24 protein-coding genes are annotated in these 26,886 nt (G+C 37.5%); 4 read left to right on the forward strand and 20 right to left on the reverse strand.

Going from position 1 to position 26,886, the window contains the following annotated elements; genetic code table 11:
• Window positions 1-8: 8 nt before the first annotated feature.
• The 7 genes from FGD67_RS06995 to FGD67_RS07025 form a co-directional block, all read right to left on the reverse strand.
• Complete coding sequence (locus tag FGD67_RS06995; protein WP_257174329.1) at window positions 9-983, reverse strand: nucleotidyl transferase AbiEii/AbiGii toxin family protein; 975 nt, start codon at window positions 981-983, stop codon at window positions 9-11.
• A gap of 12 nt (window positions 984-995) precedes the next feature.
• Window positions 996-1,736 (reverse strand): DUF6088 family protein, encoded by a 741-nt coding sequence (locus tag FGD67_RS07000; RefSeq protein ID WP_257174330.1) that lies wholly within the window; start codon window positions 1,734-1,736, stop codon window positions 996-998.
• A gap of 114 nt (window positions 1,737-1,850) precedes the next feature.
• Window positions 1,851-2,795 (reverse strand): tyrosine-type recombinase/integrase, encoded by a 945-nt coding sequence (locus FGD67_RS07005; protein ID WP_257174331.1) that lies wholly within the window; start codon window positions 2,793-2,795, stop codon window positions 1,851-1,853.
• Window position 2,796: 1 nt separating this feature from the next.
• Window positions 2,797-3,642, reverse strand: coding sequence for a toprim domain-containing protein (locus tag FGD67_RS07010; protein WP_257174332.1), 846 nt, complete (start codon window positions 3,640-3,642; stop codon window positions 2,797-2,799).
• Between the two features lie 6 nt (window positions 3,643-3,648).
• Window positions 3,649-4,380 (reverse strand): ATP-binding protein, encoded by a 732-nt coding sequence (locus FGD67_RS07015; protein WP_257174333.1) that lies wholly within the window; start codon window positions 4,378-4,380, stop codon window positions 3,649-3,651.
• Window positions 4,370-5,923, reverse strand: coding sequence for a hypothetical protein (locus tag FGD67_RS07020; RefSeq protein ID WP_257174334.1), 1,554 nt, complete (start codon window positions 5,921-5,923; stop codon window positions 4,370-4,372). Before FGD67_RS07020 ends, FGD67_RS07015 begins: the two co-directional genes overlap by 11 nt.
• Window positions 5,924-6,084: 161 nt before the next feature.
• Window positions 6,085-6,354 carry a hypothetical protein gene (locus FGD67_RS07025; RefSeq protein ID WP_257174335.1) on the reverse strand — a complete coding sequence of 90 codons (270 nt, stop codon included), beginning with the start codon at window positions 6,352-6,354 and terminating at the stop codon, window positions 6,085-6,087.
• Between the two features lie 236 nt (window positions 6,355-6,590).
• On the opposite strand from FGD67_RS07025, the gene FGD67_RS07030 reads away from it, so the two are divergent.
• Both FGD67_RS07030 and FGD67_RS07035 read left to right on the forward strand, forming a co-directional pair.
• Window positions 6,591-7,460, forward strand: a complete 870-nt coding sequence (locus tag FGD67_RS07030; RefSeq protein ID WP_257174336.1) for a hypothetical protein — start codon at window positions 6,591-6,593, stop codon at window positions 7,458-7,460.
• A 438-nt stretch (window positions 7,461-7,898) separates the two neighbouring features.
• Window positions 7,899-8,384, forward strand: a complete 486-nt coding sequence (locus FGD67_RS07035; protein ID WP_257174337.1) for a hypothetical protein — start codon at window positions 7,899-7,901, stop codon at window positions 8,382-8,384.
• Window positions 8,385-8,439: 55 nt separating this feature from the next.
• Here FGD67_RS07035 and FGD67_RS07040 read toward each other — a convergent pair whose 3' ends face one another.
• The 4 genes from FGD67_RS07040 to FGD67_RS07060 form a co-directional block, all read right to left on the reverse strand.
• Window positions 8,440-11,055: an AAA family ATPase gene (locus FGD67_RS07040; RefSeq protein WP_257174338.1), complete on the reverse strand. Its 2,616-nt coding sequence runs from the start codon at window positions 11,053-11,055 to the stop codon at window positions 8,440-8,442.
• 213 nt (window positions 11,056-11,268) lie between these two features.
• A complete protein-coding gene (locus FGD67_RS07045; protein WP_257174339.1) occupies window positions 11,269-11,721 on the reverse strand; it encodes a hypothetical protein in 453 nt (150 codons plus the stop codon).
• The gene (locus FGD67_RS21780; protein WP_306556790.1) at window positions 11,718-14,597 is read right to left on the reverse strand and encodes an RHS repeat-associated core domain-containing protein; all 2,880 of its coding nucleotides are present in this window, start codon (window positions 14,595-14,597) and stop codon (window positions 11,718-11,720) included. The genes FGD67_RS07045 and FGD67_RS21780 overlap by 4 nt, the downstream gene beginning before the upstream one ends.
• Window positions 14,598-14,750: 153 nt before the next feature.
• On the reverse strand, window positions 14,751-16,847 hold the full coding sequence (locus FGD67_RS07060) for a DUF6531 domain-containing protein (protein WP_257174340.1): 2,097 nt from the start codon (window positions 16,845-16,847) through the stop codon (window positions 14,751-14,753).
• A gap of 341 nt (window positions 16,848-17,188) precedes the next feature.
• Between FGD67_RS07060 and FGD67_RS07065 the strand changes: the two genes are divergently transcribed.
• A complete protein-coding gene (locus tag FGD67_RS07065; protein ID WP_257174341.1) occupies window positions 17,189-17,983 on the forward strand; it encodes a recombinase family protein in 795 nt (264 codons plus the stop codon).
• Window positions 17,984-18,205: 222 nt separating this feature from the next.
• Here FGD67_RS07065 and fdx read toward each other — a convergent pair whose 3' ends face one another.
• The 9 genes from fdx to trmJ all read right to left on the reverse strand — a co-directional run bounded on the left by fdx (window position 18,206) and on the right by trmJ (window position 25,414).
• The gene (gene fdx, locus FGD67_RS07070) at window positions 18,206-18,541 is read right to left on the reverse strand and encodes an ISC system 2Fe-2S type ferredoxin (protein WP_257174342.1); all 336 of its coding nucleotides are present in this window, start codon (window positions 18,539-18,541) and stop codon (window positions 18,206-18,208) included.
• A 4-nt stretch (window positions 18,542-18,545) separates the two neighbouring features.
• Window positions 18,546-20,408 (reverse strand): Fe-S protein assembly chaperone HscA, encoded by a 1,863-nt coding sequence (gene hscA, locus FGD67_RS07075; RefSeq protein WP_257174343.1) that lies wholly within the window; start codon window positions 20,406-20,408, stop codon window positions 18,546-18,548.
• Window positions 20,409-20,510: 102 nt separating this feature from the next.
• A complete protein-coding gene (gene hscB / locus FGD67_RS07080; RefSeq protein WP_257174344.1) occupies window positions 20,511-21,038 on the reverse strand; it encodes a co-chaperone HscB in 528 nt (175 codons plus the stop codon).
• A 27-nt stretch (window positions 21,039-21,065) separates the two neighbouring features.
• Window positions 21,066-21,389, reverse strand: coding sequence for an iron-sulfur cluster assembly protein IscA (gene iscA, locus FGD67_RS07085; protein ID WP_077285793.1), 324 nt, complete (start codon window positions 21,387-21,389; stop codon window positions 21,066-21,068).
• 14 nt (window positions 21,390-21,403) lie between these two features.
• Entirely contained in the window at window positions 21,404-21,787 is a 384-nt protein-coding gene (iscU, locus tag FGD67_RS07090; RefSeq protein ID WP_077285794.1) for a Fe-S cluster assembly scaffold IscU, read from the reverse strand.
• An 18-nt stretch (window positions 21,788-21,805) separates the two neighbouring features.
• Window positions 21,806-23,020 (reverse strand): IscS subfamily cysteine desulfurase, encoded by a 1,215-nt coding sequence (locus tag FGD67_RS07095; RefSeq protein WP_257174345.1) that lies wholly within the window; start codon window positions 23,018-23,020, stop codon window positions 21,806-21,808.
• Window positions 23,021-23,049: 29 nt separating this feature from the next.
• Complete coding sequence (iscR, locus tag FGD67_RS07100; RefSeq protein WP_257174346.1) at window positions 23,050-23,559, reverse strand: Fe-S cluster assembly transcriptional regulator IscR; 510 nt, start codon at window positions 23,557-23,559, stop codon at window positions 23,050-23,052.
• A 215-nt stretch (window positions 23,560-23,774) separates the two neighbouring features.
• Window positions 23,775-24,584, reverse strand: a complete 810-nt coding sequence (cysE, locus tag FGD67_RS07105; protein WP_257174347.1) for a serine O-acetyltransferase — start codon at window positions 24,582-24,584, stop codon at window positions 23,775-23,777.
• Between the two features lie 68 nt (window positions 24,585-24,652).
• Window positions 24,653-25,414, reverse strand: coding sequence for a tRNA (cytosine(32)/uridine(32)-2'-O)-methyltransferase TrmJ (gene trmJ / locus FGD67_RS07110; RefSeq protein WP_257174348.1), 762 nt, complete (start codon window positions 25,412-25,414; stop codon window positions 24,653-24,655).
• Window positions 25,415-25,822: 408 nt separating this feature from the next.
• Between trmJ and suhB the strand changes: the two genes are divergently transcribed.
• Window positions 25,823-26,626 (forward strand): inositol-1-monophosphatase, encoded by an 804-nt coding sequence (gene suhB, locus FGD67_RS07115; RefSeq protein WP_257174349.1) that lies wholly within the window; start codon window positions 25,823-25,825, stop codon window positions 26,624-26,626.
• The last annotated feature ends 260 nt before the right edge of the window (window positions 26,627-26,886 follow it).

Consider the following 26,886-nt stretch of genomic DNA (forward strand, 5'->3'; position numbering starts at 1 on the left):
AAGGTTGTTTAACTATCAAACTTAACTAATTGCCTATGAATTATACCCATGGATTCTATTAGAGATTCTTTTGAAGGAATATCTTCCCCCACAACCATCGCTTTGAAGTCACCATTGTATGTACTTTCAAGAGAAGGCCAGATTTCTGCTAAGCTAGAAAATACACAAGCGCTAGCTAGTGGCACATCAAACCACGGTGTTGACTTAAAAGTTTCTTGGTCACAAGCAATAACTTTAGCTGTCATTTCACCAAAGCTGGCTGACTCAACAAATTCACAGGTAAATTTATCGGCTATTAAAAAGTGAACATCATATAAATGTCTAATTTTACTGTTAATTTGGTTAATATGATTTTCACCGTAAGAGGCTTTAACCAATCCCATAACTTTTTCACAAACAGTACGAGATGTACAAAGTACGTTCATTTCAAACGTTTCAAGCCCAAATTCAGATACGGCAGACTCTTGTCCACTGTTAATAAAAAAATCAGCTATATAACAAGAAAGAGGCATTTTGCTGTACGGTTCAGGATCAGCGAATGCGTTTATCTCCAATAATAAGCTATCTTCGATTTGACCTTCAACTGGCGCTGATTCATCGATTCTTGGGTATTGAAATCTAATTTTTCTAAAGTGTGAGTTTTTAGAAGTATCAGGAGAGTCTATTTCATTAAATATATCAGAGATATCTGAAATTATTTTACTAGCCTTCTTAACTTTTCTACCTGCTTGAGCTTTACTTAAGTTATCTGTTAATACAGCTATATCTACATCTTCTGAAAACCTAGAAATCATACTGTAAGCTTTACTTAAAGAAGTACCGCCCTTAAAAACAATTTCATCACAAATATCTGATGAAGCGAGTTCCTTTAATGCATAAGTTACCCAATAATCTTTTTCGACATATTCTATTGGCAAAGATAAATGTTTTGCTGTCGCTCGTATTGCTTCCTCTAGAGCTTTTTTGTCTTCGTGTAATAACACACATATTCCTTTTTATTTTTTGTTATAGATCAGATGCCAGTGCTTTTGAGCTTTTTCCCATTTATAGGCATAGGAGAAATAGTATTTAGATGTAGGGTTCAATGAATCTCGCAATTTATCGCTAAAATGATTCATATACGTCTCTAAAATAAAGCCCAGAATTGCTTTGGTTCTTTCGGGGTAATTATCAATTGCTATTTTTTCCATTTCCTTGATTGATTTAGAAGAATATTCCTTAAGCTTTATTGAAAGCTTATTTGTTACTTCTTTTGTATCAGCATCTGGAATGCGATCAATATTTTTAAGAACGTCTAAAAATTGAAGTATTTCAATGTTGTTCTTAGTTACTTTGTGCTGTGCAGGTGACGTAGAAACCCTAAGACCAGATAGCTCAGCCTTCTCTCGTTTATTTGTTGAAGTTGCAATATTCACTTCTGCTGGAATTTGAGTAGTTAATCCCCATCGGTAATACAATGCAGGACCTGTTACATAACCAACCGTTCTATTTTTACGGGAGGTGAAGTAATTAATAACATCATTATCTTTAGGAGCCATTGGACCAAAACGACCAATTTCAGACTTATAAAATAAGCCTTTTTTGATTTTCACTAAACCCAACTTTTTTGAATTTCTACTGATTGCTTTTACAACAGCATCACTGTGCTCTGCATAGCTAAAGATATCCTGATAAGAAAATAACTTACCCGGTTTCATCTGATCTATTTGTTGATTAACTGATTTAGTGACGTTCATATGTCCTCCACATAGAGTAATTCTAATATACTCGCTCTGTTTTTGTCCAGTTTTTTGTAAAAGTTCCTGACATAAATATGGATTAATCAGCTAGTTTTCAATATATTTTACAAATTATTTTGCAAATGGATGTGTTTGCTTATGCACTTTTTGTAAATCATTGATAACCACATGGGTATAAAGTTGGGTACTGCTGATATCTTCATGGCCTAACATCTCTTGCACATAACGAATATCGGCACCATTACGCAACATATGTGTCCCTGTAGCATGTCTAAGTAGGTGACACGCGCCTTCTTCTGCCACACCCGATCTGCGAATATATTCACCGACAAGCTCGGTTAATTTACTGCTCAATATTCGCTTGCCTGTCTCACCTAAGAAAAGCGCATCACCGCTGGCAAATATTGCCAATAATGGGCGAACTTTTGTTAGGTACTCGTTGATAGCATCTACAGTACGTTGAACAATAGGTACAACTCTATCGTAACCGCCTTTACCTTTTCTTACAGTGATCGTAAGGTTTTTAGTATCAACATGACGAATATCCAAATTGGCAAGTTCAGTACGTCTAATACCCGATGCATAGTAAATTTCGAGTATAGCTTTATCTCGAATACCAATGTTTCCCTTCGTTTTAGTTTGGTTGATTATTAGCTCAATCTCTTCCTCATCAGGAATAAACTTAGGCAACCGTCTACCAGTACGAGGCAGTTCAAACTTAGCGAAGAAGTTATCCGTGATAATATCGTAATAGAACATTCTCTCCAGAAACACTCTCAAAGCTATTAAACGCTGAGCTTGTGTAACAATTGAAAGTGGCTCTTGATTTTTAGGTTTTCGATAAGCTGATAAATAGCGTCTGTATTCTTCCATCACAAACAAGTCAACGTTTGATATTTTCGTTATTTGTTTCGTTGCTGCCCAACAAATGAACATAAGCATCAAATTGTTCTTTGAAGTGATAGTCGCGTTGCTTTGACCTCTCGCCATACAGTCTTCGATGTAAAAAGCTAAACAGTCAGTTAATGTACTGAGTTTTTTAATTAATTCTTTCATATTAGTTCACCATATATCGATGTGATGAATTGAGTAATTGCTGCAATTCATCTTTCGGGTTAATTTCCTGAATAATGAAACTATTCGCATCAAAGCCGTTGGGGTATAACACCAGCATTACCGCGATGCGCTTTTTCTTAAGTAATCTTGCAATACGTCTAGCCTCAATTAACGTATTCTTTGTTGTCCCCATTGCTAAATAAATCGTTTTTATACCGCTATCCTTAAGTAACTTTGCATGTTGTTCATTGAAGTCACTACTCCCAAGAGTGGAAATGGCATGAGTAAAACCATTGACCCACCAACTCAGTGCATCAATGGGATTTTTACAGTAAATGAGTTGCTCATTATCTTTTAAAGCGGTGCAATTAAAAAAGCCGATACCATCAGAGTACCAATGTCTATGGTAAATTTTTCTAGGTTTAGACTCTGTTGTTATACGTCTTCCATAGCAGCTAACAACATGCCCTTGTTGGTTTAATAAAGGAAAAGTAACAGCACCATAGAACAGTTCATGCCCTGTAGATTTTAATAGCCCTAAACGCTGTAATGCGCCTCGGCTTATCTCCTCATCATTTTTAGATAGCTTCTGTAATTCAAGCCCTAACCTTCTATTGGAGTAACCTAAATTAAAGTGCTCAATAACGTTATCGCTGTATATTGCTCTATTTTTAAGAAACTCTATCGCATCAACAGATTGCAGTAATTCTTGATGATAAAACTTCATCGACATCTGAAGCATGGCATCATCACTAGACACCGTGCTTAAACAGGCATCATCACTGGAAAGCGGATAGGCAATTCGCTCTCCAATGTTAACCCTATGTGGGACTTCGTTGTTAAACATCAAAGCCTACTTACTTTCAACAAGATTCAAATGATGACAGTAAGGCAATATGTGTTGGGCCAGCATTTGACCAACTAACCCAATGCCATTACCGCTTGTAATTTCATCTTCTAACGGACTCTTGCTAATAAGGATAAAGCCACCTTTTTCACTACGCGTTTTGATCAAAGATGCAAGAATATAGGCTTCTTTAATGGAAAGTATATTTAACTCGAAGTTATCGAGCATCAGTACATCAATGACCTCAAGCGGCTTTAGTGCTGATTGCAAAAGACTCTTAGCGTCTGCTACCAGTAAATCTTGTAGCATTTCTTTCATCTCTTTAAATAGAACGGAAATTCCCTTATCTATTAATTCATTGCCAAAAGCGCTCACCAACTCCAGCCGCGCTTTAGATGGCTCTCCATGGATAATGATAGAGTCACCTTCTTTTAACCAAGCACCACGGCTTAAATATTCAAAATATTTATGATTAAATTGCCCGATAGGATATTGCTCAATATCAGCATAGCGAATGCTCGTATATGGCAGGTTAGCGGCTTTACGATACTTTTGTGTCTTATCAACTAGCTTATTGCAGTGAATAGCATCTAGAACAACGATTAGGTTTTTCTGAAAGCCAACTAAGTCAAATTCTTTATCAAGTGCAGCTCCATCCATACCGCCAATAAACGCACTGTATCGCAATGTTTTACACATTGACCTAACTGTTGAGTCTAACGTGGAATTAGTGTGCATGATGTTCTCCCTGTGAACCTTGTTGCATTTGCTGATAACAAGCAAATGACTCTTGAATATCGTCATCATCCAACTTAGCAACTTCAATCATTGATTCTAATGCGCTAATGCTTAATCGATTACTGGCTTGGCACATTAAACAGCCCACAACAAATTCTTCAGCAAACCCTTCTTTCACCGAGTTTTCTAACACGCGTTTTAAAGTATTGCATTGCTCTCTGGCATAGAAATCACGTTCAGATACATCAGAGTAAAATTCTTCGACAAAAGGAATTAATGACGGCTCTTCTTTTTTTGCCCAAGCCAAAAAATAAGTTTTGTTTTCGCTTCTCAACACCTTATGCTCTGGCGGCATATGCTCAATCAGCATGGCATGCGCATCACCCGATTTTCGTCTGGCATGGCTATAGCTAAGTTCACCGTTATGCTTAATATCAACCTTATCTGGGTAAATATAAATCTGCACTTTTTTACCAAACAGCTTGTGGTCAATTGAATAGTATATTTGGTCAACTTTGACTCTATAATGCTTGTCAACCGTAACTGTACGCTGTCCTGTAGGCACAATAAAAGATATTGGATTTATCTCTCTAAACGATGGTTTTTCTTCTTCGAATAGCTCATCGCGTGATTCAGCGCGTCCCGTTAATGGTCGCTTATTAATCGCAGACACCAACCAATCCAAACAGTCGTTAACCTCTTCTACCGAGTTAAAAGACATTTCGCTTAAATAAGGATAAATCTCATTATTAAAAATTTTCACTGCTATTTCAGCCGCATAGTTGTAATTCGGGCTTGCTGGTGGAGATGGATATGCAATAGCGTCTTGATGCTTACAAAATTGCTCATAACCTTTTGTGAGCTTCAGATGGGGTTTTGGTGTTGTCACCAAAGGTTTTGCATTATCAGTGATGATAAATTTAACGACACCATTTATTTGAATAAATATCCATTGCATGAAATCAAGCCAATCTTTCTGTTTCTGATGTGTGGTCGCACGAATGAATATTTTCTTTGAATAACCTAAAACACCGGCAATAAAGTATACGTAATGCCTATTTTTTTCAGGGCCGATAGATAAACGAAGGCCAGCATAATCAATATACAAACGTTCTCCAGGGTTTTCTATGATAGTTAGTGCAAATTTAGGGTTATTCAGTGCAGCCTTAACCCCTGCATAATAGGTAGACTCTGCAACTGCATTAGCTTCACCGACTGCTTTTACATAAGCTCTGTAATGAAATCGAATATTGGGCTTACCCTTTCTACCTTTTGTACTAGATATCAGGTTTGCAACTTCCTCATATTGAGGTAACGTAAACCTTGATTGATGCGGAGGTCGCCCAGTGAGAAGAATTTTTGTCGCATCACTTAAGGGCAAATCTTTTACATCATGGTAAGAAATGCCTTTTTCTGTCCATGCATTTATTTTTCTGCCTACTGCTTGATGACTAATACCTAAATACTCACCAAGCTTACGGTATGACCATTGTGTTAATAACCACAGTCTTAACAACTCAATCCAAATATCAATTTTAATCATTTTTCTTGCCTCTCATTAGAGGCGCAAAAACCTATCGCACACTTGCAAAAACCTGCAAATGTACTACAGTTGAATTGTCTGCTTTCAAAAGACAATTCTGCAAAGGCCCACTGTGTTAGAGCACTTCGGGTCTTTGTTATTTCTGCGCCAGTTAAAATTCGTCACATCTTCTTATTTTCCATCTCGACAACAGCGCACTGCGCCATATACCTTGCTACCTCTGCAACCAAGACAAAGTAGCCCCTACGATTTGGCTGTGAGAATATCGGTATGGGTAACGTCCCCCTTAATAGGGCTTGGCGCATTGTTGCAACACTTCGATAGTTCAGTGCCTTATGCAATTGCTCAAGATTTAAAATGGGCGAGCCATAAAGCTTTAATAAATCAGCTTCTAACTTTTCTCGTAATTCATTGAGTGCTTCTTCGCTCATGTCTGCTTCAGTCGTGTTCAGTAAGGTAATAATTAAGTATTGGTCTAGACTTTGGTTACAGCCAGTGTGTTTTTTGAATGATAGAAACAAGAATAAATAATGTAAGGCACTGAAAAGTAGTGATTCTGCTAAAAACGAACAGATGAATAAAAAGTAAATTAAATACGATGTACAATTTTACCGCCTACAAAAAACTTCCCAAATATGTGCAGTCATTAGCTACGCAACACTTCTTGTTGGAGTGGTTATTTTCTTTAAATGATAAGCAAGAGAAGACGCTAAACTTGATGCAAAGGCTCAGAGCGTTAAGGATTAAAATAATTGAAGACGCTCATATTTCTACTACCGCTAGATTCAGCCCCTCTCCGCTGAAGTTGTTGACGTATCTAGACAGTGAAATTAACTCGCGATATTGGCGCGTAAAGCTAAAAGGCAAACCGATTGTGAGTAAGTTTAAGTTTTCCCGGTTGATGCAGCTTACAAACTATCAGCCTATCTATACCGATAAAGCCTTCTTTATACTGTTGAGTCAGCCTAATACAGCAAGTCAAAACCTTGCTCCTGCAATCAATGCACTTTCATTACATATAAAAGATATGCTTTTGAGCAAGCAGGCAAGGAAACATTGGCATTTACCAGCAACAGCAGCCGATGAACTATCAACGATTATTAATCGCAAGTACGCTTGGCATATTGATGAACTTTGCAATACCTACACGTTAGATAGTTTGACTGCATTACTCATTATTGCCATTTACCAACAAAATGAGCTTCAAGAAGCAAGACCAACGCATGCTGAAAAGTGTGCCTTTGAACTTTTTATAAAGTTATTCGCCATTAAATATTGTCCGAGCAATACACCTAAAATTGGTTTTGGTATTGCTCAGTTATTGATAGCTTTATCAGCTCACTCAAATGAACAAGAAAAGGAGTTCGTTACGCCAACTGTTAAACATTTCGATCATCTATTAGGTTCACTGAGTGAGACAAACATCACGCTGAAACGAGACTTTAAATTTGACCAAAAAGTATTGGATGAGAGTTTATTAAATTTTGATGACTCGAAATATTTAAATCAAAAAGAATTAGGCTTTCTGATCAAGTAACCCACCTTTATTTTTAATTTTATTTATTATTTCAAATGGTCCAATAATTTTAGAATGCTGTATTGCTATTTTTAGAATCACTGGTCTATTTCTCTTGGAATCTCTGTACAGAGATCCTGCTTTTTTTGAGACAAGCCTCTATGTTGACAGAGACACTTTCTACTAATAACGGACCAGTATGATTCTATGGTTTAGGACCATTACTTTTATTGAAATTAAAACTCAACAAAGTTAAAAACATAACTAACAATGTAGATATATTTTACATTAAATTAATTAGTTACGGGATTTTCAAGGTAGAAGTTAACTTTACCACTTATGAAAGTGAAAGACTATTTAGGCGCTAAAATCATATCAATCCTGCCATCAAATTCTTGGTAATATTACCCGTAAATTTTTATCATAGGTACTCGGCTCATGATCACAAGGTAGTAGGAAATGCACTTAAATTTACTCGCCATGTTGCCGACTGAACTGAGAGAAAAAATAGACCAAGAATATGAATTGATCATTCAATTGAAACCGCACGAAAGATTTCAGCTTTGGCCTCGACTAAGGCCAATGATTTACTATGTCACTAACGATGAGTTGATCCGCCAAGCAAGTCAGCAATACTTGGCTCATCACGACTGTATGATTGCTAACACCTTATTTGGCTTGTCACTTTGTCCAAGCGTCTTAGCAAGAGGGCCTATTACATCTGCTACCGCAGCCGAAAAATACCTAAATACTGGCATTAGGAATATTTTCAAGCATAAGGAGACAATCGATTTTGGTTGGCTTACTGAACATCATTTAAAGCTATGGCAACATTGCTGCCATAGCTTTTTAATCTACGCATATAGAAGTAATTATTGGAATGATGATGTTGTTGAATATGCTGAATCTCAGTGCGATCCAGCGATATTGATTGAACGTGCATAGTTAAGGCAAAACCAGCTTCCGCTGGCTTTGAGAGCAAAGAGAATTTGAAGTTAAGCTACAGCACCTGATCCAGTGACTCTATTGCAGCTACAATGGTATGAACTGAATTTCGATCAAATTCCGCTCGGTCTACCTCTTCATGTGTACCTTTGTTCAAGTACCTCCATTCACGAGAATCACCATTAATACCTAACAATTGTTCAATGGGAGACAACACGTTGTCTTTATCAGGATCAGAGAAATCACCTTTGTTAATCTTAGTTTTAAGTTGCTCTGTCAGTTGGCGCAATTCAATTGGAGAATTGGCAGTACGTAACTTGATACTCAAATTGCCATCACCATTCTTACTGACATATCGCCATATTTTCCCTTTAGCTAATGACTCAAGTGCTTGGCGAGATTTACCCAATGCAAATCGTAATTCATTTTTGCGAATATGCTCTAACGCACCTTCAACATAGTTCCTTGGTGCGCATTTGAAGTCAACTTGAATATGCGGTTCATTAATACGAGGCAAGAATGCTAACCTCTGGCTACTCTTAACTTGCTCAACTGATAACAGATTTTGAATATCTTTAAAAAACTCCTCTCCATGACATGTCAAGATAATCTGTTTTCCATCGAAATAATGATCTTCAAACAGTGTGCGCCTTATTGATTCGCGGTGATCATCATCAATGGCATTTACAGGATCATCAAAAATAAGAAGGGGACAACCTTCTTTTATGTTTTTTGCCAAAAGTATTGCCAAACCAACGCAACGAATATGCCCTTCACTTAATACGTGAAGCGCATCAAAATATTTTTTAGGCTCATTTTGATAAGAAATTTTTAACTTTTGATTTTGCGCTAATGGTAACTGGATAGAAGCCATTAATTCAGTAGGTGCGTCATTTCTATTAAAAGCATTATAAAGTTCAACAACTACATCGCCTAAGTTTTCAACTAGCTGAGCTGGCAACTTTTTACGATAGGCATTAAGTAAAGAGACGAACTGTTGGTAAGATTCCCGTATTTCAATATTCTTCGTAACAATCGGCTTTTCCTGTTCTACTTCTTTAATAAGTGATTTGTTTGCTTCATCAAACTCACTGATCAACTTTCGAGCATCTTCTATTGCTTTAACCGCAGCACTTTTGCTAGCTGCTAACTTTTGAGCGTCATTTAAAAATCCTTTTAGTCGCTTCAATTCAGACCGCTGAGCATTCTTGTTTTGCTCAATTTGAACACTCTCAATATCCTGCTTTTCTAAACAAGTTACTTGAGTCTCTATATGTTGTATAGCTGTCGTGCCATCTTCTAGCGCGGCATGTAAACTATTCCACCATGTTACATTTAAGTGTGACATATCAGCTAACTTAAAAGGCGCTAACTTGTTATTAGAGAAAAAGTTTAAACAAGTAGATAATACCTGATGTAATTCTTGTAGTTTTTGAAACACTGTTTGCTCAAGTTGCTTTATGGTCGCTTGCAATAGGGCTAAATGTTGAAGCTTGACTAACTCCTCTCCGGCATAAGTAAAAGGATTAACTGTTACTTCAGTTAATGGAGTTAAACATGCAGGACATTTATCAGGGCTATTCGGCTGTACTTGAGTTACGGCTTCAAATAGTTGTTGGAAAGATACTTGTTGACTTGCTTTTGCTATCTCTTCACTTTTTTGAGTATGCTCATTCAGACTGCTTATCAACGTCTGTTTAATTGCGGTTAGGTTAGCCACAGTTAGGTTACTTTTTTGAGGAATAGGCTTCTGCAACTCAGCTTCTAATAAAGGTACGTGCCCTTGCTTTTCTTCTGTGCCATTAAGCTCAGACATCATTGTAAGTAAAGTACAGCCTTCTCTATAGCGAGATGCTAATGAAGCTTCATCATCCTTTGCTTGTTCAACGATACCTTGATTAAGTTTAATTTGTTGTTCAGCCCCTTGGAGTTTAAGCCGTTTTTGAGCAAGTGTTTTTGCTTTTACACCTTCTAAATCTATATATCGCCCATCAATTTCAGGAGAGAAATTCTTTACAAACTCATTAAATGCATCAAGGCCAAATAGTGTTGATATTAGTTCTGACTGTTTGGCCGGAGCTTGCGCAGCAATACGCGAAAAGCTATCTATTCTATTTTTTTCAACGAAGCAAAATCGATAAAGAGCATCATTAGATTTGATACTGACATCAGCGCCATCATCATCAATTCCGATCAATTTGGGTGGTGCGAATTTATTGGTGTGTGCATTTTTTAAATAAGCTTCAACATCTCTAAAACGCTTACTTTCAGCTTCTGCTACTGAGCCTAACAAGGCGTATTCTAATGCTTCACAGAAACTAGACTTCCCCGTACCGTTTGGCCCAAAGATAAGCACTAACAGACTTTTTAGGTCAAAAGTTTCTTCACGGCTAAATCCCCTAAATGAGTCAACCGATAACTCTTTGAGTAGAGCAAAAGAGGCTACATCTGACTCAACTTCTTCAAGGTTAGTTGGAATATCTTTGCTTAAACTAGCCCACTCTTTTTGAGCAAGCTTTGCGACATGTTTAACCCGTTGCCCTTGATGAGTAACTAATGGAACAATTTCTTCAAGGTGTTTTAGTACCAAGTTAGCGAATTTATGAACTGATGCACTAGATGGAGTTGAAAGTAAAGTTTGAAGAAAACGTTGAAATTCAGACTGGATCATATCTTCCCTTATATTTGATAAATTGTCAGATTGCACAGCAGAGTCTTAACCTAACGATAATGTCCTTTGTAAATCCGATATCAAAGTTATCAGTTTAAAAAACGTAAGTAAATCAATACGCGACCTAATGCTAATTGGTTTGATTTTGCACAATAAAAAGCCCCGGCTAGCGAGGCTTTGGATTCAAATAAAAATATTAAAGCACATTTAAAATTACATATTGGTGTTTTCTAATTTAAATACTGCTATATCCAAACCACCGTTTTCTAATAAATGATTAACCTTAAATTCGATTAAGTGAATATAACTTTGACGAGAATTTGGATCGAGTTCTGAAACATGAAAATAGTAACTATTTTCAAAAAGAACACTATCACTTCCATAAACCCCAATTATTTTAAACTTAGAGTTTGGGGGGATCTCATTTCTGAATACAACCTCAGGGCCAGAAAAGTTAGGTTTAGGTACAATAAACACATAATCTACCACTTTATTTCTCAGCGAACCAAAGGTAACTCCTAAAGCCTCCAATTCAACAACAGCCTTAATATGTGATCCAATTAAGTGCTGAAATTGATCTTCTTCACTGTATTTTTTATATTTCTCAGGTGAACAAGCTGATAATAAAAAAATAATGCATAGAGTTGAAACTATATTTATCTTCATTCTTGTTGTGCCTCACACTGTTGAACGCTATGAGTATAATTATCATTTTGTAAAAGTTTTTCGATAGATATCGTAGTTTCTTCAAAGACAGCTAAAGGATAAGCTAAAGGCATCGTAATAGGGTTTAGAATATAGTCAATTGACCATTCTGGTAATGCCGTCCAATTTTTTTCCATGTAACCAACCATTGAATCATGGCGATGCCCGAATGTGTGACCAGCAGGTATATAATTGTCTATAAAGCCAGTTATTCCTTTACCTGGCTCAAAGCCTGTTGCACCTTTTCTTCCAACAGAATAAGGATGATTTGAGGGCTTAAACCAATCAAGACCATACGGATCAAATCTCATGATCGGATTACCACCAACATACCCATAAGTATTTATCCCACCTGCTAAACCAATTGGATCTGACTGAATATAGCGCCCCAATTCAGGATCGTAATCCCTAAAGTAGTTGTAATAAGAACTTTTTTCTTCATCCCAATATTGCCCAGGAAGTCGAGAATTATATACTACGGCCAAACCATCACCATCAAAGTCATCATTTACTATTGCTTTTCCAAACGGTGCATAACTTGCCTGCCACACTTTTTTAGCACTCTCATCTGTTAAAGCTACAGGTGCACCCAAATGATTAGTATGAATAAAGTAGTCATCTGAAGTAAGTATAGCTTCACCATCTAGAGGCTTAATTTTGATTGCATCAGCTATTACATTACCATTAGCATCATTACTTAATGCAATACTAGATTCTGCATCTAATGTGTAACTTCCTAATAGCTGCCAAGAACTACCTGTCTTAGATTGGTCAACACGAATGATATCCTGACCTAATGCATGATTGATGGAAAAAGGTGCATTGCTGGCATTTTTACGCTTCTTCACCCAACGAGCATAAACTTGATATTGACCTCGAACTACATTAAGTATTGGCCAAACAACAGAGTTTTCTCCATTACCTTTAGGTGACTTTAAATAACCAATTCCTTTAAATTTCTTTTTTCCTTTCTTTTTTCTTTTAGTCACTAACTTCCATTCTCCATCAACCGTTACATTTTCATCATTGTCATCAATAATAATCTTACCAGACGAAAACTTACCTTGATGAAACGTCAATCGATTACCGTTTAAATATACATATTCAGTCGTTATATTTGTGCCAATATCGATTTCATAAATTAGCTGCCCATAATGGTCATATACATAATGAATATCAACATCAACACTTTTCTTTTGTATACGCTGGCCTAAGGCATTGTAAAGATAATTATATGTCCCAAAAGCAGTTATCACTGACGACAATCGATTAGCTAAATTATAAGTAAATAAGTCACTTCCTTTTTGAGCTAGATTACCGTTATTATCATAAGTTAATGTTTCACTATTTAACGTCGTTAGTTTTGTATTTTCATAACTATAATTGTCAAGTTCACCATCAACTTGTTTACTAACCCTATTATCTGTTTCATCATACGTAAACTGACTATTAGTTAGGTTCTTTGTTACATCGGTAAGTCGATGCTTAAGGTCATAGGTTAACGTTAGGCTATTAGCTACCTCTAAATTATTTGTGATTAAATCAATATTCCCACCACTATCATAAGAGTATGTATAGTCAACCACGTCAGTCACTTGTCTACTTGTTAAAAAATACCCCATATCAAAAGTATTAGTGAGTAGTTTACCATTACCGTATGTTAATGACTTAACAGCCCCTTGAGGTAAATAATTTATACTATCTGCTAATGTAAGTGATTCTCCTTGATAAAAGCTATCGACTTTGACTATCTGACCAATAGTGTTATACGTATAAATAATTTCCCGACCACTTGGGTATACTACTTTTGTTAGTAACCCATTATTATAATTGTACGAAACACTATAATGGTGACCTTCAATAGCTATTGTTGTTTTCGTGGTTTCACCAAACTCATTATAATAATAATTGATTGAATCATTAAGTTGCACAATTGATGTTAATTTACCAATGCCGTAGCGTCCTGATTGACTATTATCATAATTAAACGTGACATCTTCCTCACTCCCTGCATTGTTTACTGACACAAGCCTATTTAATGCATCATAAGCAAATTGAGTAATTATTCCCCGAGCATCTGTTCTACTTAGTACATTACCAACTTCATCATTGGTAAATTGAGTAGTGCCTGTGGCTAGACTCACCAATTGCTCGTTATCGCCTTTAAAATCTGGAGAATATTGTGTAGGATTTTGAGCTGCATCTGTTACTGAAATTAGAGCGTCGTTAACATCGTAGGTTAAAATGGTTTGACCCAATAATACATCAGTTACCTTTATTAAACGATTTAGTTCATCAAAATCGTTAGTGGTTGAGTTACTCCCCATAGAATAGCTAGTTAAATTAGACATTGTGTCATAATTATATGTCCGATTTAGATACCCCGCGGTGTCAGTAAGCTTTCTTCCAAGCTCATCAAAAGAAGAACTGAAACTCCCTACAACCTCACCAACAGAGTTGAGATATTGGGTGTTTGTTATATTACCCTTAGTATTATAGGTGTAATTAATAGACTCATTCGCACTATTAACTATCTGAGATATTCGACGGGAATCATCATACATAAAAGTTAAAATATCCCCCAAAGGCAGTGTACTAGAGGTTAACAAACCATACTCATTGTATTGATAAGTTATAGAGCGACTTCCTCTCGTTGTTGAAATTACTTGTCCTCGACTATTATATTGAAGCTCAGTGGTTATATTATTTGAATCAATAATAGTTCGAGGTTTACCTTTGCTTGTGTAATTACTAAAGGTAGTTTCTTGACCCAATGCATTCGTTATTTTACTCAAGTTGTTTTGGACATCATAAGTAAACGACGTAATATCTGACACGTCGACACGTTTTCCGTTAATAGTAGATATAAGCGAATCACTTGTATATGTGAAGGACTCTTCTGTTGCAGATGCATTAGACAGAAGAGTTATACATGTAATAAATAAAGTTAACTTTGAAAAGTTCATAATATCTAATTCCCTGATAATTAATTAAAACTGTATATTCGTTGGTACAATTTCTTTCTTTAACACCATTCCTTTGCTGTCATAAGTATAGTTAACCGTTGTTTTAGGTGTAGTAATTGTTAGTGGCAAACCTAAGGTTTTATCCCACAAGGTAGAAGTAGTTCGTTCATTTGCTGTACCTGAGGCTTCTGTTCTCCCTACCTCCCATCCTTCTGAGTCTCTTTGGTAGGTGGTTATTATTCCACGAGAGTCAGTTTGTGACATAAGGAAACCTTTGGTGTTGTATCCATAACTCGTATTTGATGAGACACAATTTGTAGATGCTACACCATCAACTGAAGATATTTTAAAGCGGTCATTAATATTGATATAATTATATATTGTTTCTTTACCCAGAGAATTGGTTACGGTTGTCTGTAAGCTGCCGTAATTAAACGTTTCAAAATCTCCTGAGTTGCCGACTTTACTTTGGGTCACTCTTCCTTTGGAATCATACGTAATATTATTAATTACATACCCGTTTTCAACAGCCTGTGTTAGTCCTTGGGTTGAGTATATGTAGGTTTTACTTTGACCATTTGTGTTTGTAACTGATGTTAAGTTGTCACTTATGTATTGATAGGTTATCGTTTCACCATCAGAAGTACTAATAGTAGATACGTTGCCATTGATATCAAAGCTAGCAACGTACAGTAAATTACTTTCTGAATCTAAAATGCTATTTTTTAAAGGTTCATATGTGTAATTTAGACTACTACCATCTCTATGCGTTTTAGAAAGCAGCTTTCCGAAACTATCATACTTTTCAATTGAAGCACCTGATAAATTAACAAAGTAAAAGCCACCTACATTTGTCAACTCAACTCGTGTTGCTATATCGGGAATATAAACACCTGCATTATCAGTAAAACTAATAATTTTCCCATCACCTTGAACAACTTTAATCTTATCTACATCAAATTTTAAATGTTTTTCAAACTCAAACGACCATTCATTTGTAAAACTATTATAATGCCGAACAATTTGATAGCTTCTCCCAAAATTATAAAACTCAGCATCGACATGACGAAGATATTTGTTACCCGAGCGTATATTCACAGGGTGTTCTGTCATTGGACACTCATATCCAAGTTCCTCTTCTAACTCCACGGGATCATCTTCTAAAATAATGAAACTATGTTGTGTTGATGAATATGAGACTCCATTTTTAACTAGTTCAGCAGTGATTATAATTTGTTTATCACCAGAGAATTTTTCATTATCCTCACTATTACCTGTCAGAAATTGTCGAGGTAAATCAACCTTATTAGAATATAAACTAGCGTCAATGGTCGAGGTGAAACTGCCAACACCACTTATGGAAACTCCCTCTTCAGTAAGATGAGTTGCATCGTTTAAATTATATCTAATGACGAATCCAGTATCTGTAGCTATGTTCAAAGACAGTGTCAATTCAAATGATTCTCCTTCCAAAACTTCTGTAGAACCAGAAAAAGATAGTATAGGAATTTCTTCGTCATCTTCAATTACAACAGTTGTATTGTAATTTGACAAAATATTTTCCCACCCAGGAGATCCGCTCTCACCGATATACTCTAATTGCTCTTCTCTGTTGCCACTAAAGTAGTTATTTTGAGGGGTTTGCATTTTAAGGATAGTTGGTGATGTTAAGTGAGCATAGCTACCATAATCGCTATCAGCACCAGATATTATATCTAAAACCTGTTCATTTATATTATCAACTTTTAATCCTGGCCTTCCACAATCACCTGTCACACGAGAGCTTGAGCTAAAAGTAAGATCTAATACATCACCTTCAGAAATAATTTCTAATTCTTCTGGTGTATTTGTATACCAATCTACTTGCCTACAAACAGCAGCAAAAGGCCCTCCTCCTTGAGAACAATAATAATTGTCTCCCTGTTGCTCTAGGCTTACTTCTTCAGGGTCAAGTCCTGGATCAACATCTTTACATGCCTGCAAAGCTGAACCAGCAGTGGCTTGCGCCCCACTGCCATAAATATAATCCCACGCAATCCAAGTATTCGCCTCAGATCTTAAAGGTGTCACCAACAACAATAAAGAAAAGTTGATTAGCAGGAGTTTTTTTATTGCTTTCATAACAATCATCCTTGATTTTTATTAACGTCCATATTTACATAGTAAAAATAGACAATCATTTTAATTAATCAAGTTTGTATAAAATTTATTTTTACTGAGTTAACCAGAGCCAAATCACTCAAAATTTATCAATCAGACACATGTCCGTTCGGTAACCCCCCTCACTCCATCATGGACCTCCGCATCAATAAAAATTAACACATTGAAATATAAAGACATTCTAAAAATTCAAACGTTCGTTTAAGCTATGTTGTTAAAGTTGAGGTTTTGCTATTTACAAGGAGACTTTTGTGTTTACAATACCTTAGCTCATAAGCAATCAAATTATTTTGAGGTCAATCATGAGCTATCAATTCAATGCACAACCTATCGAAAACACTCCCCTCGCCTATTCATACATTCGCTTTTCTACACCTGATCAACTTGACGGTGATTCACAGCGTAGACAGCTTGAATTGTCGATGAATTACTGTGAGAAAAACAACTTAAAGCTTGATGAATCAACCACGATTAAAGACCTTGGATTGTCGGCCTTTCATGGTACGCATATTAAAGAAGGTTTCTTAGGTCACTTTCTTGAAGCCATCAAAACAGGCGAAGTACAGCGTGGCTCTACCCTACTCATTGAAGACTTTGACCGTTTAAGTAGACAAGAGCCGCTTGATGCTCAGGACATTGTTCGCCAGATTCTCAAAGAAGATATCACTATTGTTACGTTATCTAATGAAATGGTGTATTCATGGGAACGAGTGAATCGTGACCCCGGACTCATCTATACGATGACAGCGGCTATTATTCTTGCTCATGAAGAATCACGTAAAAAGCAGGAGCGGTTAAAAGCGGCATGGGTTAATAAACGTAATATTAGCGAAAGTAAAATACTTACCGCCATGTGCCCTTCTTGGCTCACTGTCAATAAAGAAGCTAATGAGTTTATAGTATGCCCAACGAGAGCCGCATTATTAAATCGTATTTTTGATTTATACAATGATGGGCTTGGTCAATTGGCAATAGCTAAAATGCTAAATAGTGAAAGTATTAAACCGCCACGCTCACAACATTGGAGTTCATCTAGTATTGCAGGACTTATAATCTTGGTCATCATCACTACACTCTGTTTTAAGGGACAATGTTGACCAAACTTACCTTCAAAGAATGTCCTAAAGTGATCATACAATGAAAAATGAAGGTCTGAGGGTAATTTAAAAACTGGGTTTATACTTCATTGATTTCATTGATATTTTTAACTTTTCCCAAAATGAACATACGATAGGCTTTTTAGCCAAAAACACCAGAAACGAAAAAAGGGTAATAACATCAACCTGTTATTACCCTTTTTAATGTTCAAAAAATTTGTCCTATCGCTCACTAACCATGTTAACCGTGTACTTAGGAATCTCTACCACTAGGTCTTCATCGCCAACCAAGGCTTGACAACCAAGGCGAGAATCGGGTTCTAAGCCCCAAGCTTTATCAAGCATGTCGTCTTCTAACTCGTCACTTTCAGCGATAGAATCAAAGCCTTCACGAATGATCATATGGCAAGTCGTGCATGCACAAACTTTTTCACAGGCGTGTTCAACACCAATGTCGTTTTTAAGTGCTACATCTAAAACACTTTCGCCTTTTTCGGCTTGTACTACTGCACCGTCAGGGCAAAGATCTTCATTGGGTAAAAATATAATTTGTGGCATTTAACTAAACCTCGTCAACTGAATGGCCAGATAGTGCTGTTTTAATAGAGGAATCCATTCTACGTTCAGCAAATAAGGCGGTGCTATTATTTAATGTTTCTATTGCCGCTTCAACTTCATCGGCATTACCTGTTTGGCTTATTTGTGCAAGTGCTGTGATGGCATGATTAATTTCGCCAATTTCAGCTTCGCTAAGCAACGCACTATCAACAACAAGCGCTGCTTGAATTGATTCAATCACGCGTGACGCTTCAACTTGCTGCTCTTTTAACATTCGCGCTTGCATGTCTTGCTCTGCATTTTCCATTGAATCTTTTAGCATTTTAGTGATTTCTTGCTCTTCTAGACCAAAGCTTGGTTTCACGGTAATACTAGACTCAACACCGGTTGATTTTTCCATTGCTGACACTTCTAACAAACCATCAGCATCAACTTTAAAAGTGACGCGAATATGGGCAGCACCGGCGGTCATGGCTGGAATACCACGAAGCTCAAAGCGCGCTAATGAGCGACAATCATCGACCAGCTCACGTTCACCTTGTAAAACATGCACGGCCATTGCCGTTTGCCCGTCTTTAAAAGTGGTAAATTCTTGTGCTTTTGCTACAGGAATAGTGGTGTTACGGGTAATAACCTTTTCAACTAGGCCTCCCATCGTTTCTAAACCTAAAGATAAAGGAATAACATCAAGTAACAGCATATCACTATCAGGCTTGTTGCCCGCTAAAATATCGGCTTGAATTGCTGCTCCTATGGCAACCACTTTATCAGGGTCAATTGAGGTTAATGGCTTTTGCTTGAAAAAGTTTTCAACTTCTTGACGTACTAAAGGGACGCGAGTTGACCCCCCTACCATCACAACTTCAATAACATCATCAATGACTAACTCAGCATCTTTTACTGCGCGTCGACAAGCTCGTAGTGTTTTCTTCACTAGTGGCGCGATCAGTTGTTCAAAATCACCACGAGTGAGGTTTTCAGACCAAATTTTTCCTTCTGACAAGGTCAGTGATATGTCAACACTTTCACTTGCTGATAGCTGCTCTTTAGCTAAACAGGCTTGCTGGGTTAATTGGCGCTCCAATGACGTTGACAATGGACGTACTAAGCCAGCTTTAGTAATCAGGTGATCAACAAGCACACCGTCAAAATCATCACCGCCAAGTGCTGAGTCACCACCCGTCGCTAACACTTCAAATACGCCTTTATTTAGGCGTAATATTGAAATATCAAAAGTACCACCACCTAAGTCATAAACCGCAACAACACCTTCTTGGCCGCTGTCTAAACCATAAGCTACGGCAGCGGCTGTTGGCTCGTTCAACAAACGCAGTACATTAACACCGGCTAATTTGGCTGCATCTTTGGTACTATGACGCTGAGCGTCATCAAAGTATGCCGGCACAGTGATCACCACGCCAGTAAGCTCTCCACCTAACGATAGTTCAGCACGTTTTACCAGTGTTTTAAGAATTTCTGCCGACACTTGTACTGGGTTGACATCACCGGTACGAGTCGATATTGAAGGGTGGTTTTCATCACCACAAAAGGCATAAGGCAATGAAGCATATTTGGTGGTGATATCGGCTTTAGAACGACCAATAAGACGTTTGGCCGATACGATAGTATTTTCAGGATCACTTACCGCGAATTTTTTTGCCTGATGCCCCACTAAAATCTCATCACTTTGATAACTAACCACTGACGGTAAAATATCAATACCATGCGTATCAGGAATAGTTTCAGCTAGGCCACTTTTAACGCTGGCAATTAAAGAATTTGTGGTGCCAAGGTCGATGCCAGCAGCAAGTCGATGTTCATGAGGAACGGTACTTTGTCCGGGTTCAGCGATTTGTAATAATGCCATTGTAAAAGCTCGTTAGGTAATAGTTTTACGAATTTTTATTAATAACTGCATGAGCGTTATCGAAATAATTAAATGCAGTTGTTAACGGGTTAATTTTCTAGCTTAGTCGTCTAGCAACTGCTCTTCGAGTTTATCCAACTCAACATGTAGTTTTTGATAAAACTTAAGTTTTCTTAGATTATCACAAGCCAGATTATTGGATTCAGACGTGTTATCAGCTAATTGAGTTTGCAGCTGACTAAATAACTGTTGGAATTCGGCTTCAAACACCTCAGAAACCTCAAACACTGCAGAATCTATATCATCAGCATCCTTAACTTCCGCTAGCATTTCTCGCAACTCCATTTGACGCATTAAAAAGCTGACATCGCCAAATGATGCTTGTTCACTAGGCATATCAACGCCACGCAATTCTAAGAGATATTGCGCACGTTTTAACGGATTTTTTAATGTTTGATATGCGTCATTAATTAGCGTAGATTTCTTTACCGCTAGCATTTGCTCTTGGCTTGATGCATGAGCAAAGCGATCAGGGTGCACTTTTTTCTGTAATGTTTGATAAAGTGTTGAAAGCCTAGTTAAATCAATAGTAAACTGAATTTCTAAACCAAATAATTGAAAATAATTCACAACAACTCCAGTGAAACTAATCACTCATTAAACATTAAAACTTTCACCACAACCACATTCGCCTTTAGCGTTTGGGTTGGTAAATTTAAAGCCTTCGTTCAAGCCTTCTTTAACAAAATCAAGTTCGATACCATCAAGATAAACTAAGCTTTTACCATCAATAATAATATTACAATCATTAATAGAAAACATGGTGTCATCTTCATTTAGCTCATCAACAAATTCAAGTACATAAGCTAAACCAGAACAACCGGTTGTTTTAATACCTAATCGTAAACCAAGGCCCTTGCCTCGGTTTTCGATAAACGATTTTACCCTGTCAGATGCCGCAGGCGTCATCGTTACACTCATAGCCAACCTCCAGCTTAATCTTGGTGCTTACTACGGTAATCTTCAATTGCCGCTTTAATAGCGTCTTCTGCTAAAATCGAGCAATGAATTTTCACTGGCGGTAATGCAAGCTCTTCTGCAATGGCAGTGTTCTTGATTTCGCCCGCTTCATCAATTGATTTACCTTTAACCCATTCTGTAACCAATGAGCTTGAAGCTATTGCAGAGCCACAACCGTAAGTTTTAAATTTCGCATCTTCGATAATACCGTCAGCTGAAATTTTAAGTTGTAACTTCATCACGTCACCACATGCAGGTGCGCCGACCATACCCGTAGCAACTTGTGGATCGTTTTTATCTAAAGAACCAACGTTGCGTGGATTTTCATAATGATCAATTACTTTTTCGCTATAAGCCATGTTATTTCTCCTAGTGCTCTAGTGAGCAGCCCACTCTATTGAGTCTAAATCGATACCGTCTTTGAACATTTCCCAAAGCGGTGACATGTCACGTAAATGGCCAATTGCCTTTTTAATCAGGTCAATGGCATAGTCAATTTCTTCTTCTGTGGTAAAACGGCCAAAGCTAAAACGAATTGAGCTATGTGCCATTTCATCATTTAAGCCCAAAGCGCGTAAGACATATGACGGCTCTAAACTTGCTGATGTACAGGCTGAGCCTGAAGATACTGCTAAGTCTTTTAATGCCATAATTAATGACTCACCTTCAACAAAGTTGAAGCTAACATTTAAGTTACCTGGGTAACGTTTGTCAAAGTCGCCATTAACGAAAACTTGTTCCATATCGTTTAAGCCAGCCCATAAACGGTCACGCATTTTCACTACGTGTGCTTCGTCTTGTGCTAATTCTTCTTTCGCGATTCTAAAAGCTTCGCCCATACCAACGATTTGGTGCGTTGCTAATGTACCTGAACGCATACCACGTTCATGGCCACCACCGTGAATTTGTGACTCTAAACGCACGCGAGGCTTACGAGAAACGTAAAGTGCGCCAATGCCTTTAGGACCATAAATTTTATGGGCAGAAAACGACATTAAATCAACTTTTAAATGTTGTAAGTCAATATTGATTTTACCGGCACTTTGCGCAGCATCAACATGGAAGATAATTTTGCGTGCACGACACATTTCGCCAATTTCAGCGATGTCTTGAATAACACCAATTTCGTTATTCACGTGCATAATACTAATAAGTACTGTGTCTTCACGAATAGCAGCTTCTAATTTCTTTAAGTCAATTAAGCCATTCTTTTCAGGATCAAGGTAAGTTACCTCAAAGCCTTGACGTTCTAATTCACGACAAGTATCTAATACCGCTTTATGCTCAGTTTTACAGGTAATAATGTGCTTACCTTTTTTACTGTAAAACTTGGCTGCGCCTTTAATAGCTAAGTTATTAGATTCAGTTGCACCTGAGGTGATAACAATTTCACGAGGATCGGCATTAATCAAATCTGCTATTTGATTACGAGCGATATCAACCGCTTCTTCCGCTTGCCAGCCAAATTTGTGTGAACGTGAGGCTGGGTTTCCGTAAAAACCATCAGTGGTCATATATTGCATCATTTTTTCAGCAACACGTTTATCTACAGGTGTAGTCGCTGAATAATCAAAATAAATAGGAAGCTTCATTGGTTAATAATCTCCAATTGAACGGGCAACTAGTGCCAGTCATTCATAATGTTACGGGTGGTAATTAATGTCTCTAACGAGGGTGACTTACGAGCTTTCGCTGTTATTTCATCTTGTCGTTGTGACACTATTTTTACATTTCGTTGCTCGACGAGCTCGGCAAGCGAAATACTCTTTAAAAAATCTTCAATTCTATCGCTTAAATCAGACCATAAATAATGTGTGAGGCATTGCTGACCATCTTGGCAGTTACCTTTACCACCACATTTTGTGGCATTGATACTTTCATCAACGGCGTTAATCACATCAGCAACGGCAATTTGCGCTGAGCACTTACCTAAGCGATAACCTCCGCCTGGTCCACGAACACTATTAACAAGACCATACTTTCTAAGACGTGAGAAAAGTTGCTCTAAATATGATAATGAGATACCTTGGCGCTCAGAAATATCTGCCAAAGGAACAGGCCCAGTTGCGGCATGAATTGCCACATCAAGCATAGCTGTTACTGCATATCGACCTTTAGACGTCAGTTTCATTTATTACCCCTATCAATTTGCTGCGCAATTTTACATATCCTTATAAAATAGTCAACTAAATACCCGAGTGATTTACTCAAGTATTTTACTCGGGTTTATAAATTAGTCAATAAAAAGGCAAAACATAAGTGTTTTTCAATATTTCTACTTATGTTTTGTAGTGAATTAACACCTTTCGCGAGCGAGTGCTTTCAAAAAATTATTTCTAAATATTGCTAAATTGAAGGATCAAAAGACTCAGTTGCGCTTTCGCGACGTTTAGCGGCAGCTTTCTCATCTTCGTCAAACTCACCAACACTTAACTCTGGTAAAGCTTCTTGACAAACTTGACCACCAAGCTGGTTCACTTCTCGACATAAATCAGAGACTTTGTTATCCATTAAGTGCATATGGTCAAGCAAACGACCTATCGCTTTTGCTACCGGGTCTGGATTATCGGTAGCCACGGCATAAGCATCAAAACCGTATTTTTTCGCCACTTTTTCACGATTTTCTGCCGCACCATTATCTTTGTTTGGATTAACAATACGACCTGGAATACCAACGGCTGTGGCATTATCAGGTACATCTTTAACTACCACTGAATTGGAGCCAACCTTACCATGATGACCAATGGTAATAGGTCCTAAAATTTTAGCACCGGCGCCAATAACAACATTATTCATCAGTGTTGGATGGCGTTTGCCCTCCTTCCAGCTGGTGCCACCTAAAGTAACGCCTTGGTATAAAGTTACATCATCACCAATTTCTGCTGTGCCACCAATAACAACGCCCATACCGTGATCAATAAAAAATCGACGACCGATAGTAGCACCAGGATGAATTTCAATACCGGTCAACCAACGCGAGAATGTTGATAAACTACGCGCTAACCACTTCCAATTGCATTTCCACAATTTATGACTCAAACGATGAAACCAAACCGCATGTAAACCTGGGTAATTGGTTAATACTTCAAATACATTACGTGCTGCTGGATCTCGATCAAATACACTATTGATATCTTCTTTCATGCGGCTAAACATACCACTTTCCTTAATTCTCAGTTTTAAGTCGGTGCTTATTCAATTAGCTAAATCACTAACGACTATAATTAATCTGTATTTTTTTCAGTGCTCGATGCTTTGGCAACGCGCTCAACTGAAGCTAAAATACCGCGCATCATTTTTAATTCTTTGACATCAGGTCGGGCGCGATTAAATAAACGACGCAGTTTGGTCATCACTAAACCAGGATGGCTCGGGACAATAAAGCCAGTTGCTTTTAATGCTTCTTCAAAATGTTGATAGAAACGTTCCGTTTCATCTACCACCGGATATTCTTCAGCTTCATTTAATGTAAAAGCCTGTTGTTGGTGTGCTAAAAAGCTAGTTCGAACTTCATAACTTAGGGTTTGTACTGCCATGGCTAAATTCAGTGAGCTATATTCTGGGTTTGCAGGAATTTGTACGTGGAAGTGACATAATTGCAATTCTTCATTGGTTAAACCACTACTCTCGCGACCAAAAACTAACGCCACAGGATATTCTTGTGCTTCAGTGATCAGCTTTTCACCACAACCACGTGGCTCTAACATCGGCCAAGGTAACGTACGTGAACGAGCACTGGTGCCAACCACTAAACCGCAATCAATGATGGCTTCTTCCAGAGTCGCGACAACTTTAGCGTTTTTTAATACATCGGTTGCACCAGCAGCTAATGCCTGTGCTTGACCATTAGGCATTTCAATGGGATCAACTAATACCAGCTCAGTTAAACCCATTGTTTTCATGGCACGAGCAGCTGAACCGATATTACGGCAATCGGAGGTATTAACGAGCACTATACGTACTTTATTTAATAAAGAATCTGACATTATCTTCACTTACTTAATGCGATGGCAACAAATTGAACTTCAAATGCTACCTATCTAGATGGCTAAAATTGTCGATAATGTTAACACAGAACATATCCCTGTACTGAGAAAAAATCACCACTTTAATTTAGTTTTATAGTGTTTATCAATATGGGTTAGCTCTTTTACATATATAAGTAGCCCTAATTACCCTTAAGCAGTGAAAAATAAGCTAAGTTCTCTCTCATCGGTTATAACTTAGCTATGTGAATCACTAAATGAAAAATAAGGTGGTCGCAAATTGATAATTAGTTTGCTATAATTCGCGCGCTCAATTTTAGGGGTTCATCCAAGTATGACTCTTAATGTTGACCTCGTTCTTTTACATAGCTGTTTATGACATTTTACAACATTATAGGGTAGTCGATCATGCATCCGATGCTAAATATTGCCGTGCGCTCTGCGCGTGCTGCGGGCAAAGTAATTCTGCGCGCTTTTGAACAAGTAGATAAGATTGAAATTGAATCTAAGGGTACTAACGATCTCGTTACTAATGTTGATATAAGTGCTGAACTAGCTATTGTTGAAACAATCCAAAAATCTTACCCTAATCACACGATCATTGGTGAAGAGTGTGGATTAATTGAAGGGAAAGACAGCGATTATCAATGGATTATTGACCCGCTTGATGGAACTTCTAACTTTGTTAAAGGTATTCCTCACTTTGCAGTTTCAATTGCTTTAAAAGTGAAAGGAAAATTAGATCAATCAGTGATCTACGATCCTATCCGTGGCGAGCTATTTACTGCAAGTCGTGGTAAAGGTGCACAACTAAACGGTTTTCGTATTCGCGTTAAACAATCAAAAGAACTTAAAGGTTCTATTTTAGCGACAGGCTTTCCTTTCAAACATAAGCAACACACAAATGCTTATTTAGAAATGTTTAAAACTTTGTTCGGTAAAACTTCTGATATGCGTCGTGCTGGCTCTGCTGCACTTGATTTAGCATACGTTGCTGCTGGCCGTGTTGATGGTTACTTTGAAATCGGCTTAAAACCTTGGGATACCGCTGCTGGTGAACTAATGGTTATCGAAGCGGGTGGTTTAGTTACCGATTTTGTTGGCGGTCATAACCACAGCAATTCAGGTAACATTGTGGCAAGTAGCCCACGCTTAGCAAAAGAAATATTGAAAGATATTCGTCCTCATTTAGGTGAAGCTCTAAGCAAATAAAGCTTAATACTTACCGTTAAAAAGCGCCTGAAGGCGCTTTTTTTGTGCCTGAAATATATGAATTTAACGTGAACGTCAGGGGAAAGCACTTAGCTAAGCTTTATATTCCATGGGAGTAATAAATTGATGAACGTGGTAATAAACTCGTTCATCAGAAAATAAAAGCCGATCCTCATCAATTACACAAGCAAAAGGAATTAAGAGGAATTAAGAAGACACTCACCCTAAATTGAAGAAATATAGCTTATGCACTACGCTCA

The organism is Colwellia sp. M166 (assembly GCF_024585285.1).
GTDB lineage: Bacteria > Pseudomonadota > Gammaproteobacteria > Enterobacterales > Alteromonadaceae > Cognaticolwellia.